At 43.3% G+C, this 16,444-nt stretch carries 13 protein-coding genes; 3 read left to right on the top strand and 10 right to left on the bottom strand.

What is annotated here, in order from left to right; translation table 11 throughout:
* Nucleotides 1–19: 19 nt before the first annotated feature.
* Together B1202_RS06825 and ompR are read right to left on the bottom strand one after the other, a co-directional pair.
* A complete protein-coding gene (locus B1202_RS06825) occupies nt 20–1,480 on the bottom strand; it encodes an ATP-binding protein (RefSeq protein ID WP_078189810.1) in 1,461 nt (486 codons plus the stop codon).
* A gap of 286 nt (nt 1,481–1,766) precedes the next feature.
* Entirely contained in the window at nt 1,767–2,531 is a 765-nt protein-coding gene (ompR, locus tag B1202_RS06820) for a two-component system response regulator OmpR (protein WP_078189809.1), read from the bottom strand.
* Nucleotides 2,532–2,866: 335 nt separating this feature from the next.
* On the opposite strand from ompR, the gene B1202_RS06815 reads away from it, so the two are divergent.
* Nucleotides 2,867–5,227 (top strand): Tex family protein, encoded by a 2,361-nt coding sequence (locus B1202_RS06815; RefSeq protein WP_078189808.1) that lies wholly within the window; start codon nt 2,867–2,869, stop codon nt 5,225–5,227.
* A 247-nt stretch (nt 5,228–5,474) separates the two neighbouring features.
* The gene (locus tag B1202_RS06810; protein ID WP_078189850.1) at nt 5,475–7,655 is read left to right on the top strand and encodes a SulP family inorganic anion transporter; all 2,181 of its coding nucleotides are present in this window, start codon (nt 5,475–5,477) and stop codon (nt 7,653–7,655) included.
* A gap of 71 nt (nt 7,656–7,726) precedes the next feature.
* On the opposite strand, the gene B1202_RS06805 is transcribed toward B1202_RS06810, so the two are convergent.
* The 7 genes from B1202_RS06805 to B1202_RS06775 form a co-directional block, all read right to left on the bottom strand.
* Entirely contained in the window at nt 7,727–8,041 is a 315-nt protein-coding gene (locus B1202_RS06805; RefSeq protein WP_078189807.1) for a hypothetical protein, read from the bottom strand.
* Between the two features lie 72 nt (nt 8,042–8,113).
* Nucleotides 8,114–9,193: a patatin-like phospholipase family protein gene (locus B1202_RS06800; protein WP_078189806.1), complete on the bottom strand. Its 1,080-nt coding sequence runs from the start codon at nt 9,191–9,193 to the stop codon at nt 8,114–8,116.
* A 106-nt stretch (nt 9,194–9,299) separates the two neighbouring features.
* Nucleotides 9,300–9,707 carry a hypothetical protein gene (locus B1202_RS06795; RefSeq protein WP_143221584.1) on the bottom strand — a complete coding sequence of 136 codons (408 nt, stop codon included), beginning with the start codon at nt 9,705–9,707 and terminating at the stop codon, nt 9,300–9,302.
* A gap of 113 nt (nt 9,708–9,820) precedes the next feature.
* Nucleotides 9,821–11,440, bottom strand: a complete 1,620-nt coding sequence (locus B1202_RS06790) for an ABC1 kinase family protein (protein ID WP_078189804.1) — start codon at nt 11,438–11,440, stop codon at nt 9,821–9,823.
* 18 nt (nt 11,441–11,458) lie between these two features.
* Nucleotides 11,459–12,127, bottom strand: coding sequence for a ubiquinone biosynthesis accessory factor UbiJ (locus B1202_RS06785; protein WP_078189803.1), 669 nt, complete (start codon nt 12,125–12,127; stop codon nt 11,459–11,461).
* Nucleotides 12,128–12,143: 16 nt separating this feature from the next.
* Nucleotides 12,144–13,088 carry a bifunctional demethylmenaquinone methyltransferase/2-methoxy-6-polyprenyl-1,4-benzoquinol methylase UbiE gene (gene ubiE, locus B1202_RS06780; protein WP_078189802.1) on the bottom strand — a complete coding sequence of 315 codons (945 nt, stop codon included), beginning with the start codon at nt 13,086–13,088 and terminating at the stop codon, nt 12,144–12,146.
* A 225-nt stretch (nt 13,089–13,313) separates the two neighbouring features.
* On the bottom strand, nt 13,314–14,027 hold the full coding sequence (locus tag B1202_RS06775; protein ID WP_078189801.1) for an FFLEELY motif protein: 714 nt from the start codon (nt 14,025–14,027) through the stop codon (nt 13,314–13,316).
* A 205-nt stretch (nt 14,028–14,232) separates the two neighbouring features.
* Here B1202_RS06775 and B1202_RS06770 point away from each other — a divergent pair, with 205 nt between their 5' ends.
* The gene (locus B1202_RS06770; RefSeq protein WP_078189800.1) at nt 14,233–15,651 is read left to right on the top strand and encodes a phosphate--AMP phosphotransferase; all 1,419 of its coding nucleotides are present in this window, start codon (nt 14,233–14,235) and stop codon (nt 15,649–15,651) included.
* A 136-nt stretch (nt 15,652–15,787) separates the two neighbouring features.
* On the opposite strand, the gene B1202_RS06765 is transcribed toward B1202_RS06770, so the two are convergent.
* A complete protein-coding gene (locus B1202_RS06765) occupies nt 15,788–16,309 on the bottom strand; it encodes a hypothetical protein (protein WP_078189799.1) in 522 nt (173 codons plus the stop codon).
* Nucleotides 16,310–16,444: the final 135 nt, after the last annotated feature.

The raw sequence follows: 16,444 nt of genomic DNA, 5'->3' as shown, positions 1-16,444 counted from the left end.
TTGCTTTTTTGAACGCTTGTTAAAAGCGTTCAGTTAAACTTTGCTTAATTTTTTCCAATGGACTGTTGTTTAATATTTCATCATTTTCGAGTTTTTGCAGTGGTAAAGAAATGATCGCTTCGAGTCCACCTTCTACTCGATTGTGAATTGAAAGTTGACCTTCGTGAATATCCACAATACGTTTTACAATGGCTAAACCGAGTCCACTACCTTGAATGGTACGTGCATCATTACCACGTACAAAAGGTTGCATCAGGTCTTCAATTTGGTCTTCAGGAATCCCTTCGCCATTATCGGCAACGCGAATTTGAATATGGTCGCCTTCATATTCGGTAGACAGTTCAATCGGCTCGGCACCATAGCGTTTTGAATTATTGATTAAATTACCAATCAGCCGTTTTAAAGACAGGCTGCGTGCTTGAATAATCGGTAAGTCTTGAGGTTCAAAGCGAATATCTAAAGGTTTAAATTGAATCACTAATTCCTGCAATAGCGCATTTAAATCAGTGTCTTGTGGTACTTCATCTGAACCGTCACGCATATACGAAATGAACTGATTCAGAATCGCATCCATGTCTTCAACATCGTAAATCAGACCTTCTTTTAAAAAGTCATCATCAGGCATCATTTCTGCGCTGAGTCGAATACGGGTCAGTGGAGTACGCAAATCGTGGGAAATACCGGCCAACATGATGCGACGATCACGTTCAGTTTGTTCCAGCGTGTAGACCATGTGGTTAAAGGCTTGGTTTACTTCACGAATTTCTTGCGGCCCATGGTTGGTTTCTAAATAAGGGGCCGTGCCGTGTTTACTGTAGTTGTTGGCCGCATCTTGTAAACGTTTTAGTGGACGGTTGAGCTGACGCACCAAGGTTAAAATAATGATGCCGGCAATCAGAGGAATACCTAATAACCAACCCAGAATCAGCTCTGCACTATAGTTGGCATAGGTTTTTAAAGGTTCACGAACCCAGTTGCCATTCATTTCTGGGGTTTGAATCCAGATGCGCGGGTCAGGTTTAAATTGGAAATACACGGTCGCATTATCAATGCGCATTTCTTTGGCCAGTTTCTTCTCAATTTGATTAGTAAAGAATTCTGCAATCACTTTGTCTTTAACATTGGGAAATTCTTTCGGATCGGTCACATATTCGATTCCGACGCGATTGCGCATCCAGTCGTCGACATCTACTTCGGCATTGTTATGAAAAATTCGTAAATCTGGATTGTTAATGATTTCAAGCTCTACCGCGAGGTAACGAGCATGTTGTTGAATTTCAGGTAAATAGAGTGTGCGCCAAAAGAACCATAAGGACATAAACAGGCTGAAAAATACCACAAATAAGACCAATACGGTGGTACGCATGGCTGCAGAGCGGGGTTTGATTTTATCGAGGAAGCGTTCCCAAGGTGTCCGTTTTTTTTCGGAGTAGGTAACGTAGTCGGTAAATTCCTGTGGGTCGATGGGTTCGAGTTTCACGCTATATCCCTAGAGTAAATTTTAGAGTGTGAGATCAATTAACCCTGTTGGATACGCGTTCAGGTCATACGCAACTGTTCGAGGCAGGAAGCATGGAATAGATTATGTTTCTGCGATAATTCTGATATGAAGCAGAAATGAGACGAGTTTTGCGTATGACAATGGTTTTGCTTACTTTTGCCGAAACAAAAGTAAGGCGAACCGCAGGTTATTGGATAAATTCAATGTTCAATGAAAAGACTCCGCCTAACTGAACGGCGGAATTTTTTATTACTATTTATATGGCTTATTCAGCACCATCTGGAACAAAGACATAACCTACGCCCCAAACAGTTTGGATATAGCGTGCACGTGCTGGGTTTTCTTCAACCAAACGACGTAGGCGAGAAACCTGAACGTCGATTGAACGTTCCATCGCGCCCCATTCACGACCACGAGCAAGATTCATTAACTTGTCGCGTGTGAGTGGTTCACGTGGGTGTTGAACTAATGCTTTGAGTACAGCAAATTCACCCGTCGTCAATGTGACGACTTGACCTTCACGGGTTAATGTACGTGTAGATAGGTCGAGTGACCAAGGACCAAAAGACACCACTTCCATTTGTTGGCTTGGTGCGCCCGGCACTTCACGCACTTGGCGACGTAGTACCGCACGAATACGAGCTAATAGCTCATTCGGGTTAAATGGTTTTGGTAAATAGTCATCTGCACCAGCTTCAAGTCCAGCAATACGGTCTGAATCGCTACCACGAGCGGTCAGCATAATGATTGGGGTGTCGATGCTAGATTGGCGCAGACGGCGGCAAATACTCAAGCCATCTTCAACAGGCAACATAAAGTCGAGCACAATCAGGGAAAAGAGTTCCCGCTGCAACAGACGATCCATCTGAGTCGCATCATGTGCGGTTTTGACCACAAAACCTTTATCTTCTAGGAAGCGTTGTAAGAGGGTGCGTAGACGCACATCATCATCGACAACCAGAATGCGTTCGACTCGGTCGGTTTCGGCTTGTACGGCATCTGTTTTTTCAGCAGGTACAACTAAACTCATGACGTGCTCCTTATTCTTTATTGTCATCGTAAACAAAAAGTCGATTTCACTTGAGTATACGATTCATTTATATAAATTTACTATGCTCTAAAGCAACAAATATTGCAGTTAAAATCAAGACATAGATACCAAATGTATACATGTTGTTCGAATCAGTTTGCTTGTCTAAGTCTCTCTAATTTGCTGTTTCATAGTCAGTTTCGTAAAAAAATGTGTATTTGAGATGAATTGGCATTAAAAACCACGAATAAATTTATAAAAACAATTGTGGATTTTATGGTCTTGGTCTTTATAATCATGGCTTTTAGAACTTATCCTTGCAGGGATCTAATACGATGACTGACTTAGTTCAGCAGTTGGCAAAAGAAATTGCCGTACGTCCAAATCAAATTGAAGCTGCCATCAAGCTCATTGATGAAGGTGCCAGTGTTCCATTTATCGCACGTTACCGTAAAGAAGTGACGCAAGGTCTGGACGATACTCAATTACGTCAGCTCGATACACGTCTGACTTACCTGCGTGATTTATTTGAGCGCCGTGAAAAGGTAATCGAATCTCTAAAAGAACAAAACAAGTTATCTGATGACTTACTTGCTCGCGTGAATGCAGCAGAAACGAAAAATGCTTTAGAAGAGATTTACGCGCCGTACCGTCCAAAACGTACCAGTAAATCATTTAAAGCCAAAGAAGCCGGTTTAGGCCCAATCGCTGAAAAAATCTTTAATGAAGCGGTTGATCCAACCGAAGCTTTAGCTGGTTTTAGTCATGAAGATTATGCTGATGTTGAAAGCCAATTGGATGCGATTCAACACATTTTAATTGATGACTGGGCACAAAATATTGCATTAACCACTGAGCTAAAAGCGACATTTGCGAAAACTGCAGTGTTGAAAAGTTTAGTTGCAAGCGATGAGAAAAAAGAAGTCGGTAAAAAATTCCGTGATTACTTTGATTTCTCTGAAAGCTTAAACAAAGTCCCTTCACACCGTTTACTGGCGATGCTCCGTGGCCGTCAAGAAAATGTCTTGGGCTTAAAAGTTGATGGTGAAGATGAAGCGCCATTGGCTCGTATTGATACTGAATACAATTTAGAAACAGCACAACCACAAGCGCGTGCAGATTTCTTAAAACAAACTGCAAAATTATTCTGGCTCGGTAAAGTTCGCCCTGCGATTGAACATTCATTATTGACTGAGAAACGTTTGGCTGCTGAAGCTGAAGCGATGGATGTCTTTGCTGAAAACCTACGTCATTTATTACTTTCTGCTCCTGCAGGCGCACGTTGCACATTGGGTGTAGACCCTGGCATCCGTACGGGTGTGAAATTGGCTGTTGTGAATGCATCCGGTGATGTCCTTGCACATAGCACGATTTACCCATTTGCTCCGAAAGAAGACAAAGCTGGATCAGTGGCTGAGCTTGCCCGTCTATGCCGTGAGTTTAAAGTTGAACTGATTGCCATTGGTAACGGTACTGCAAGCCGTGAAACTGAAGCTGTTGTGGCTGAAATGATGGCAGCAAATACAGACTTGAACTTGATTCGTGTGTCAGTATCTGAAGCAGGTGCATCGGTTTACTCAGCATCTGAATTGGCGTCAAACGAATTGCCAGATTTAGATGTATCAATCCGCGGTGCAGTATCGATTGCACGTCGTTTACAAGATCCATTGGCTGAACTTGTGAAGATTGATCCGAAATCGATTGGTGTGGGTCAATATCAACATGATGTGAACCAAACCGGTTTGGCAAAAACACTAGAAGCGGTTGTGGAAGACTGTGTGAACTCAGTAGGTGTTGATGTCAACACTGCATCATCTGCTATTTTGGGTTATATCGCGGGTCTAAACAAATCGATTGCACAGCAAATCGTTGAATTCCGCAAAGAAAATGGTCGTTTTGATAACCGTCAAAGTTTGAAGAAAGTACCTCGTTTAGGCGAACGTACCTTTGAACAAGCAGCAGGTTTCTTACGTATTCAAGATGGTTCTGAACCATTGGATGCATCTGCAGTTCACCCAGAGTCATATGACTTGGTGGCAAAAATTGTGGAAGCAAAAGCAACGACTGTAAAAGATATTATTGGTAATACTGAAATTATCCATCAGGTCGATGCAGCAGCATTTGTAAATGACCAATTTGGTTTACCAACGATTCAGGACGTTTTATCTGAACTTGAAAAACCAGGTCGTGACCCGCGTCCAGAGTTCCGTACGGCGAAATTCCGTGAAGACATCACTGAAGTGGCGCAGTTGACTGAAGGTTTACAGCTTGAAGGTGTGGTTACGAATGTGACGAACTTCGGTGCATTCGTGGATGTAGGCGTACACCAAGACGGTTTAGTGCATATTTCTGAACTTGCAAATGAATTTGTTGCAGATCCGCACAAAGTCGTGAAACCAGGTCAAATTGTTCAGGTTCGTGTACTAAATGTCGATGTTGAACGTAACCGTGTCAACTTGTCTATGCGTGCTGAAGGTGCTGCTGCAGCGAAACCACAACGTCAACCACGTCGTGACAATGCGCAGCAAGAACAACGTGGTGAGCGTAAGCCACATGCGAAACGTCCACAGCATGCTCGTCCGCAAGGCGACCGCCCGCAAGGTCATAAAAAGCCTCAAACAGCGAAACCACAAGAAAATAAAATTGGTGGTTTAGGTGCGTTGTTATTACAAGCAGGGATTAAAGGTTCGAAGTAATCTTTAACTGTTAAAAAAACCTCCCATTTGGGAGGTTTTTTTATTTCTTTTAAGGCCTATCAAAGATAAATGAGCTGAATCTTAAACTTCGCAATAAAGTGTAAAAATCACACAAATCACGTATCAAAACACACTATAGAATCATTCGATTGTCAGACAATATATGTCACGCCATAAAGTGGTCACAAACTTTAGGCTTTACATACTTACATCTAATTATTTGATATTTATTATAAACGGTAAAATGATGACATCTAAAATTGAACGACATCGATTTCATATTCACGACTTTTTATCTGGAACTGTGGTATTTCTTGTTGCTTTACCGCTATGTCTAGGTATTGCATTGGCTTCTGGCGCACCGATTCTCTCTGGCATTATTGCCGGCATTGTCGGTGGTATTTTAGTTGGGACACTGAGTGGCTCACATATCAGTGTTGCAGGGCCAGCAGCAGGTTTAACAGCAGTCATTTTGGTACAGCTTGAACTACTCGGCGGCAACTATGCCGCCTTTTTATTGTGTATTGTTTTTGCCGGTATCTTACAGATTGGATTTGGCATATTTCGGCTCGGTTTCTTTGCCAACTTTATTCCGAACAATGTCATATTTGGTTTATTGGCAGCCATCGGGCTGATCTTGATTGGGAGTCAAATACCTTATCTGTTTGGCTTGAACCAATTTTCATGGTCAGTGCTGTGGCAGGCACAGCCGCTCGATTTGCAATGGGATATCGGTGCCGTTCTGATCGGTATCGGTAGCCTTGTGCTGATGTTGCTTTGGGAGAGGAGCCCATGCAAAAAGTGGGTTCTGCCTTCAGCCTTGGTTGCTGTCGTTCTTGCTGCACTGTGCAATGCCGTGTTGGTACTTAGTGGGTCGCCTTTGGCAGTTCATTCATCGAACCTCATCCAACTTCCAAATCTTTGGGATCAGCCACAAAATGTGATGATTTTTCCAGATTGGACCGCTTTAAATAATCCTCTGATTTACACGGGTGCTATCACTTTGGCGGTCGTGGCGTCATTAGAAACTTTATTAAATTTAGAAGCAGCAGATAAATTAGATCCGCATAAGCGTTCTTCACCACCTAACCGAGAGTTATGGGCGCAAGGCATCGGTAATGTCGTTTCCGGCGCTATAGGTGGGATGCCGCTAACTTCAGTAATTGTCCGTAGTTCGGTCAATGCCAGTGCTGGAGCTAAAAGTAAATGTTCTGCCATCTTTCATGGCGTTTTGCTCTTGTTTGCCGTGCTGTGTTTAGTGCCTTTGATGAACATGATTCCGCTTTCAGCATTAGCTGCAATTTTAATCCTCACAGGTTTTAAACTGACTCATCCCAAATTGTTTAAACAGCTGTATTTAAAAGGTTGGAAACAATTTATTCCTTTTATCATTACCTTACTGGCGATTTTATTCACAGACTTATTGCTTGGAATTTTGATTGGTTTAGCCAGTAGTGCGGCCTTTATTTTATACGCCAATTTTAATAAAGGGCTGAAGGTGTATAAAGAGCATCATTTACATGGGGTGATTACACGGATTGAATTGCCTTCACAAGTTAGTTTTCTCAACCGGTCGGCATTAATCTCGGCATTGGAACATATTCGCCGCGGCGAACAAGTGGTGATTGATGCCACACATGTGAGTGATATGGATGCTGATATTTTTCAACTCATTCAAGAGTACCAACAGGAAAAGGCAGCGCAGCGTAAAGTGCAAGTGCAGTTGATTGGTTTCAAGGCACACTATGCCGATGCGCAGGAGGCGGCATTAGATATTGACATCAGTACCGCAGCTTTACAGCAACGTTTGACGCCAGAGGCCGTGCTCACTTTGCTTAAAGCCGGCAATGAGCGGTTTGTACAAAATGAGCGCTTGCAACGAGATATCTATCGTCAACTGCGGGTGACCGCTGAAGAAGGGCAGCATCCGATTGCGGCAGTGTTAGGTTGTATGGACTCTCGTGCACCGACTGAAATGATTTTTGATGTCGGAATCGGTGATTTATTTAGTTTACGCATAGCGGGGAATGTCGCAGGGCAAAAAGTATTGGGTTCATTAGAATTTGCCTGCGAAGCCAAAGGTGCCAAAGTGATCGTGGTGCTTGGTCATACGGACTGTGGTGCTGTTAGCAGTGCTTGTCAGTTGCATTTAGCCGGTCAATCAATTCAGAGCTTGACGCGTATGCCGCATATTCAATATGTGCTGGGGCCACTCAATGAGTCTGTATCGCGTGTTGCCGAATTGATGCAACCACAAACGCTGAGTCCAGCATTTTTAGAGCAAGTGACGCAAATGAATGTGCATTACAACATCCGCTATATTTTGCAAAATAGTGAAGTGTTACAGCAGTTGGTGCATGAAGGCAAAGTGGCGATCGTTGGTGCGGTGTATGATGTAAAAACTGGACGGGTTAATTTCTTCGGATAAATAAAATCGGATGACATAAAAAAAGGATCATCATGAATACATGATGATCCTTTTTATTGAACTAAAATACACTAGCGAATCATCGGTACGATCCAACTGGTAATGATCAGCAAAATACCGAAATGTCCCAATTTACGGGTGACATATACCAATTTTGACGGCTTTTGTTCCAATTGTTTCGCATAGTCTTCGATGCTAATGCCTTGTTTTGCATTACTGGTAAATAAAAACACCGCCAAATCGATACAAATTAAAATCGTACCAACATCTGCCACCACTTCCATTAAATCGTATTGGCCGCTGATCAAGGCGGTTGACACTTGATAAACAAGGAAAAGTGCAAAAGCGATGCAGGCATACTGCAAAACAGTTAAAAATATCCGCATAAATCTATACTAAATAAGCTCAAAATTCTGAAAAAGGATTATAGCGTCCCTCGCAAGAGATTACTGTAACGCTTAGAGTGCTTGCATGACTGCTGGGAAATGTTGCTTTTCAACCAACTCCAAAAATTCATCGCCCATACGCTGACTTTCAGCCACACATTGATTCCACATTTTAATGCGTTGTTGGTTGTCTAAGCCTTTGAGGGTAAAGTCTTTACGGTCAGGCAGTCGGCCAAGCGGCAAGCTTGCAAGGTATTCTTGTGAAGGCGACAGTAACAGGGTACGGGCCTGATTTTCAGGATTGGCTTGGCGTTTAAATAATTTATCAAACCAACCTGGGGTGATGCTATCCGTGAAATGTGGATACAGCACGATGCCCTGACTTTGGAAGGGCAGGTCAATATGATAGTCAATCAGGCCGCCATCGCGGTAACTGCCTTGTGGTGCATCAGGGATATCACGTATCGCGGCCATGACACCGGGAATAGATGCAGAAGCCATAAGCCACGGCATGACACTGTCTTGAGTCAATGCATGGTAATGCGTGGTAAAGCCATCATCCGCCACGGTAAATTGATGACCTGACACAGGCTGACTAATTACACGCTGCATGAAATAACGACTGTGTTTACGTGCGAGCGCTGTCGTGCCCACGATCCCTGCGACAGAGGCTAACAGCGGCAGGGCTTTATCACTTTGGAAAATATGCTGAGCTTTGACTGAAAGCACAGTGAGGTGATAATCCGGGTGATTAACCAGTGCCGCTTCTTGACCTTGAATCAAATCGATCAGCATGCCACGACACACATCGCTGACTTCTTGACGGCTCATCTTTTTATGAAAGCTCAGATTGGTATATAGCTCAGAGAGGCGTTTCGTCCCTTCGATAGCCCCCCAAGCAGCAATACTGGCAAAGCGCCAACTGCCAATCGATGAACCAATTAAAGTACGCTTTTGTTGCGCGCGGGGCAAAAAGTCAGCAAAAATCGCCTGATCTAAACCTTGAATACCAATGCCTTTCGGGCCACCAGCAGCACCGGGCAGGATATCCACTTGAGCAGCGTTTAAACCCTCTTGTTCAATCAGTTGGCGGGCTAAATGGCCAGCACGGATATCGAGCGCAGGCGGTCTTTTTTGCAAAATTTGAGTCATGGCAGTCGCTTAAAATACAGTCGTAGAATTATTCTAGTGCGTTTTTGCACAGACCCAATGGCTGAAACTTACGACAAATGACTTCTCAGTCATATCAGGGCGTCGCTCAGGAATGCTGTAATAATTGTTCGTTATGTCGATGCAATTGAAACAAACTGAGGCAGACGATGGCCCATGTCGCCATTGGAAAGACCGCCCAAGCAAATAGGTTAATGATAAAAATCACGGCCCCAGCTAATAACCAATAATTTAACCCTGCCATCAGCTTTTGCTGTGGCAAACAAAGTAGGAATAGACAGGGAAGTGCATTGAAGAAAATAATCCACCAAAATGCAGCGCTATGCTGCATCCGATACATGGTGGTGTTGGCTGTCGGTTGCCAGTTTAGAAAAGGCATGTGCATATTCAATTGAACCAACACATCGAGCAGGGGCGAAAAACTATACAGCAAGGCCGTTGCACATGCTCGGAGTGGATTTCGACTATACAGTACCCCTAAATAACTGTATGACATGGCGTTCAGCCTTATTCAAATTTTTGAATTTTTTGTTTTTATAGCTTTAAGCCCTTTATTGTTAAAAGGCTTAAAGGAGTTATGGATATATCAAGATTATTTAAACACAAAGATTATTTAAACACACGCCAAATGGCAAGTAAGCTTGAAAGTACAATTAATACGATGGAAACATACCATGGCGCAATTATCGCGATGGAGAGGAAGATGGCCATAATACTGCCAAAAACCCAACTACGTTTTTGCTGATGTTCCATTTGCAGGCGCATGCTTTGCAGTTCATTCAGTTGTTTGGCATGCCAAGCCGATTGATTTTTTAAACCATTCAGACTGTCGATCATCAGCGTTGGTAAATCTTGCGCACCTAAAAGTAAGTCTGGAATTTTTTGTCCGAGTTCTTTTAAGTTTTTCTGCGGATTCATTTGCGCTTTAATCCAATCGGTGAGGATTGGTTTTGCCAAACTCCAAATATCCAATTCAGGATAGAGATCAGTTCCTAAACCTTCGACATGGACCAAGGTTTTGAGCAGCAACATCAGTTGTGGCGGAATCTCTAAATGGAAACGACGCGCAATATCCATCACTTGAATCAGGATGCCGGCGAAGTCCAATTCATGCATTGGTTTAGAGACCATCGGGCCAACGGTACGACGCATTTCACGTGCTAAGGCATCTTGATCTGTACCTGGTGGAATCCAACCCGCTTGATGCACGATTTGAATCAGCTGCATAAAATCGCTGTTCATAACCGCAAGCAGCATGCGTGCGACGGTCATTTGGTCGTGCTTTGAAAGCTCACCCATAATCGCGCAGTCCAGTGCAATAAAGCGTGGATTGCTAGGATTGATGGTTTCGACGAAGACATTCCCCGGATGCATGTCTGCATGGAAGAAGTTGTCGCGGAACACTTGGGTAAAGAAAATGGTGAGCCCTTTTTCAGCTAAATCTTTACGATCCATGCCCAAACGATCAAAGGTCGCAATATCTGAAATCGGCACACCGGTGATACGTTCTTCGACCATGACATCGCGGCTGTCCATATAGACTTCAGGCACGTACATCATGCTTGAACCGGTGAAGTAATGACGCATACGACGGGTGTTATCCGCTTCTAAAGTCAAATCCAATTCATTGAGAATAATTTGACGGTAGTCCTGAATAATTTCGGACAGATGCAGGGCACGAGCAGCTTCTAGGCGTTTTTCAAGGAACTGACCGAGCCAGTCTAAAATTTCAAAATCATGCAGAATTTGATTACGAATATTCGGGCGAGTCACTTTCACCACGACTTCGCGACCATCATGCAGAGCAGCAGTATGCACTTGTGCAATAGATGCTGCGGCTAAAGGCTGCTCGTCAAAGCGTGCAAATAAGGTATTAACATCCGCTTTGAGTGATTCCTGAATGCGCATTTTGGCAACGTCATTCGAAAAAGGTTTTACACGGTCTTGTAGAAGCACCAATTGCTGTAAAACTTCAGGTGGAATCAAGTCACGACGGGTAGACAGTAATTGCCCCATTTTAATGGCAAGCGGGCCCATCTCTTCCATGGCTTCTTTGAGCTTGAGCGGATTTTTTCGCTCGCGGCTTGACCATGCCGCAGGGTGCATGCGGATGAAAGAAAGAATATGACGGGCTTTTTCCGGTAATTCTTCCGCAGGAAACAACGTGTCGAGTCTATAGTGCGCAGCAATGCGCCAAAGGTCGAGTAAACGTGAAACGTGCGGAATCATATATGCAATTACCTAGTCTTAAGTGTTGTCTTGTAATGAGTCAATTTGGCTGTGCAGCTGCTGAATTTTTGCTTCTGCACGGTCCAGATTTTGACTCAAAATTCGGGTGTCTTGATTCAGGTCATCCATTTGCCAGCGTGGGGCAAGCAAGCCTGAATCTTCTTTTAACGCATCTTCAGCAAAGAACAAATGGCTTTGTAAAGTACGTTTGAGATGTTTGGGTGCAAGTTGTAACTTACCAATTTCATGCGCAAGGCTTGGACCAATCCAAGGGCTTAGATGCGAAGCTAAATCAGGCTCAGCTTGTTGCATAATGCGCTGGATATCCTGCAACAAGTGATAATCACCTTGCAATGGGATATTGCCGACATCTTCAGCCAACAGCAGTTTGAGGAGCTCGACGACCGTTTTGACATGTAAGGTCGCGGTTGCTTCAGTTATGTTTGACTGCTGCTCGAAAGGGCGTTGCTCAAAGATGGATGCGGTTTCAGTATGTCCTGTTGGCGTCGGTTCTAAGCGAACTTTATGATCGTCAAAAAACACATCCACCGACAATTGTGGTGAGTCAATCACCACACGAAGCATTTTGCCTTGCAATTCATTCAGTTGGATGCGAGTAATCGCATCCAAATCAATGACATGATGAATTAAGCGTTCAACTGCACCAAGTGCGAGAATCGACCACATAGTTCAGCCTGCAGTATTAAAGTTTGAAACCACGGTGTACAGCTACGATACCACCCGTTAAGTTGTGGTAATCACAGTTTTGGAAGCCTGCATTTTCCATCATACCTTTAAGAGTACGTTGGTCTGGGTGCATACGAATTGATTCTGCAAGGTATTTATAGCTTTCAGAGTCATTCGCTACGATTTTACCCATGATCGGTAATGCAGTGAATGAGTACAAGTCATACAGTTTTGAGAATGGTTCAAATACCGGTTTAGAGAATTCTAAAATCAGTAAACGACCACCTGGCTTAAGTACGCGGTACATTGCAGCTAGCGCAGCATCTTTGTCAGTCACGTTGCGTAGACCAAATGAAATGGTCAATAGGTCAAAACTGTTGTCTGCAAAAGGTTCTAAAGTTTCAGCATTGGCCAAAACGAAATCGACATTGGTACAACCAGCATCAATGAGGCGGTCACGACCGACATTGAGCATCGATTCATTAATGTCTGAAAGCACCACATGACCTGTCGGGCCAACTTCACGGCTGAACACTTTGGCAAGGTCGCCTGTACCGCCTGCAATATCCAGAACGTGTTGACCACGACGTACACCTGACATGTTAATGGCAAAACGTTTCCATAGACGGTGAATACCAAATGACATTAAGTCATTCATGATGTCGTATTTTGCAGCCACGGAGTGGAACACTTCAGCAACTTTTTGCGCTTTATCTTCGCTGCTCACGGTTTGATAACCAAAGTGCGTGGTTGCTCCGACGTTACCAGTGTTTGCACCACGTGGCAGATTATATTTGGGTACTGAACCTGTCACAGGTGTGTCGGTCAGACGTTGTTCTAAAGATTGTTGCTGACCTTGCGCTGTCCCTTGTGGTAAAGGCTCAGTTAAGAATGGACTCACTTTGTCTGTATTTTGTGCCGACTCAGGTGTAGGGGCAGGCGTTTGATTCTCGTTAGACATTAGAGTCACTCCTAACTTATAAATAGGGTTAATGTTGCTTTGCAAGCATGATGACAGATTCTCTGTTGTTATACAGCAGTCATTTGCATTTGTTGTGAATAATATACAGAAAAAATAAGGGTCTGCTGTAATTGCTTTGCAAATCCTCTATAAAAAATCTGAATTCAGTCTTGCAAGCCCAGTTTGTTTTATATCAAACATGGGCTTTATGGGATGTGAGTTTTGTTAAGCCGCAGGCTGAAACGGGTTCGGGTCACCGGCATGTACACGGTCAACGATTTGGCGTTCTACAGCGGTAAATTCGCGGACAAATTTTTCTGCTGACTTGAGCGGTTTCATCGCCAAGAAGCCATCTTGCATAAAGTCGTACATCACTTCGAAATTGTATTTGTTTGCTGCGCCCTTACACATTTTAAAGGCGGTATAGACCATAAATGAGCGCATGTATTTATCTAAATTACGACCTAAATCGTCCAGCAGTTGCAGCTGCAACATGCGGTCTTTGCCCTGATCGAGCTTGAGATAGGTCTGGCGCATCATTTCATCGGTCAGGGTTGGGTTGGTTGGATAATCTTGCAGCAATTGCATGGCCACTTGCTCATCGAGCTGTACGGCCAATATTGCAAGTTGTACGCCCGAAGTGCCGGTCTTAATGGCATTGTCTGGAATCAGTTTTTCTGCTTTATGTGCATAGCGGGTGAGACGCGCAATTTGTGCAGCTAATGCATCGAAATCAGGGCCGCCATATAAACGGTTAATAAAATACTCAGACATCAGTACATTGTGTTTTTCAGCAAATTGCACAGCATGCGTACGTTGCATGCGCTGTTTTTGCCACTGCTGGACATCTTGTAAACGCTGTAAAATTTCTGGCTTTTTGTGGTAATTCAACTGGTAATACAGTTCAAGTAAATCATCTAATACCGCAAGTTTGGACATTGAGTGTCTCAATTATTTTTTAGATGTTTGAATCTTAGTGGGTGTTGGAGCTTAGGGCTATGACAAAGTGACGAAATTACAGGTCAATCTGAGTCAGTTTGTTGCAGAAACGGTCATATTTTGCATTTCAGCATATACATGAAAGCATTGTTGTGGGATGAACGGCATGGTTATACTCAAAACAGAATAAAACCAAGGGTCCGCCATGAGCTTAAAAGAAACAGAATTTCAATTGATGGATGAAGAACAACTCTCGGTTGAGTTGATTGAAGCGCAGTATCAACTAAAAAATACCAGCCGTCAGCCCAATGCCAAAAGCGTGTTGATTTTAGTCAGTGGAATAGAGCTTGCGGGTAAGGGTGAGGCTGTCAAACAGCTCCGTGAATGGGTTGATCCACGCTATTTAAGGGTGAAAGCGGATGCCCCGATCATGTTTAATCAAAAGCAAACCTTTTGGCAGTCTTATGCACGGTTTATTCCTGCCGAAGGGCAAATCATGGTGATGTTTGGAAACTGGTACAGTGATTTGCTCAGTACCGCCATGCATGTGTCAAAGCCTTTGGATGAAACCTTATTTGATGAATATGTTGAGAACATGCGGGCCTATGAACAAGACCTAAAAAATAATCATGTCGATGTGATTAAGGTCTGGTTCGATTTATCTTGGAAATCCTTACAAAAGCGCTTGGATGAAATGGACCCGAGTGAAGCGCGTTGGCATAAATTGCATGGTTTAGATTGGCGCAATAAAAAACAATATGACAACCTACAACGTTTACGTCAGCGTTTTAGTCATGACTGGGTCATCATCGACTGTGAAGATGAGCAAGTCCGTGATCAACAATTTGCACAGCATATTTTACGGACCTTAAAACATTGTCCAGCACATGAAACCACGGCGGTCGGGCGTTGGAAACAAGCCAAAACCACACAGGCGTTATTGGAACCCAGCACTGCCGTCGCTGATGAAGCTGATTATAAAAAAGAATTAAAAAAGTTAAGCCGTAAGGTGGCTGAAGCTTTACGTTTTGATTCACGCAATGTGGTGATCGTCTTTGAAGGGATGGATGCCGCAGGAAAAGGCGGGGCAATTAAACGCATCGTCAAAAAGTTGGACCCGCGCGAATATGAAATTCATACCATTGCAGCCCCCGAAAAATATGAGTTACGCCGTCCATACTTATGGCGCTTTTGGAATAAAATTCTTCCTGAAGAAAAAATCACAATTTTTGACCGCAGCTGGTATGGTCGCGTTTTGGTTGAGCGAATTGAAGGCTTTGCCAATACGGTTGAATGGCAGAGGGCGTATGATGAAATCAACCGTTTTGAAAAGGACTTATATGACAGTCAAACGGTGGTCATCAAGTTCTGGTTAGCCATAGGAAAGGATGAGCAAGCTGCACGCTTTAAAGCTCGAGAAGAAACCGCGCATAAGCGTTTTAAAATTACTCCAGATGACTGGCGAAATCGTGACCGTTGGGATGACTATCTCAAAGCTGCTGCAGATATGTTGCAACGCACGGATACAGAATATGCGCCGTGGCATGTGATCGCCACTAATGATAAACACAGTGCGCGATTACAGGTATTAGAGACGATCTTAGCGCAATTGAAAGCAGATTAAATGCATGAAAAAAGCCACGATATTCGTGGCTTTTTTCATTTTCAAAACTAGCTCATTTTCAGATCTACTTCATCTTTAGATCTATGGTTTAGATCACTTTGATTTGTAAACTATGTTGATGCGCTAGATATCGCCGTTAAACATTGTTCGGCGTTGGGACAGGTTGGTTCGGAAATTTCTGTTGAATACGCTTCGCCAATTGGTAGCTTTCTTCTACATGGGTTTCAGCGACTTTTTTCATCACGATATAACCCAAACTGGCTGCCACCAATTGTCCACCTAGTGGAATAAATTTGGTCACTTGTTTGGTAATATATTTTGCTGCAATGTTATTCAGCGATTTTTTCATCGCGGTTCGTGCAACCACTAAGCCAGAAAATTCGACCCCACGTTTACGCAGTTCTGTCCAATGAATCTGTTTGGTTTTCGGGTCATACACACTAATTTGATCTGGCGCTAAACCAAAACGCGCATTAATTTCTGGAATGAGCTGTGACAAAATTCCGACGTCAATCACCACATCCAAAAATGGAACAGGAATAATGGCTGCACCTGCTGAAAAATAAGCACGTTTTTTCACGAGCTCTAAGCATTCAGCGCGAATAATTTCCAGATTTAAGTTAGGGTCGATGGAATCAGGAATGTTATCAATTTTCATAAGCAGATACCCTTGATACTGGATTGGTTTTTTTCTCATAAAGTATCATTAAGATACTTGTTTAAAAGCATTTTTTGCAATCTATTCTCTTGTCAAAGTCGCATAGACAGCCCAAGATGTATAGTAAATAATCAT

The organism is Acinetobacter amyesii (assembly GCF_002018365.1).
Classification (GTDB): domain Bacteria; phylum Pseudomonadota; class Gammaproteobacteria; order Pseudomonadales; family Moraxellaceae; genus Acinetobacter; species Acinetobacter amyesii.
This window is presented reverse-complemented; position numbering and strand designations above follow the sequence as displayed.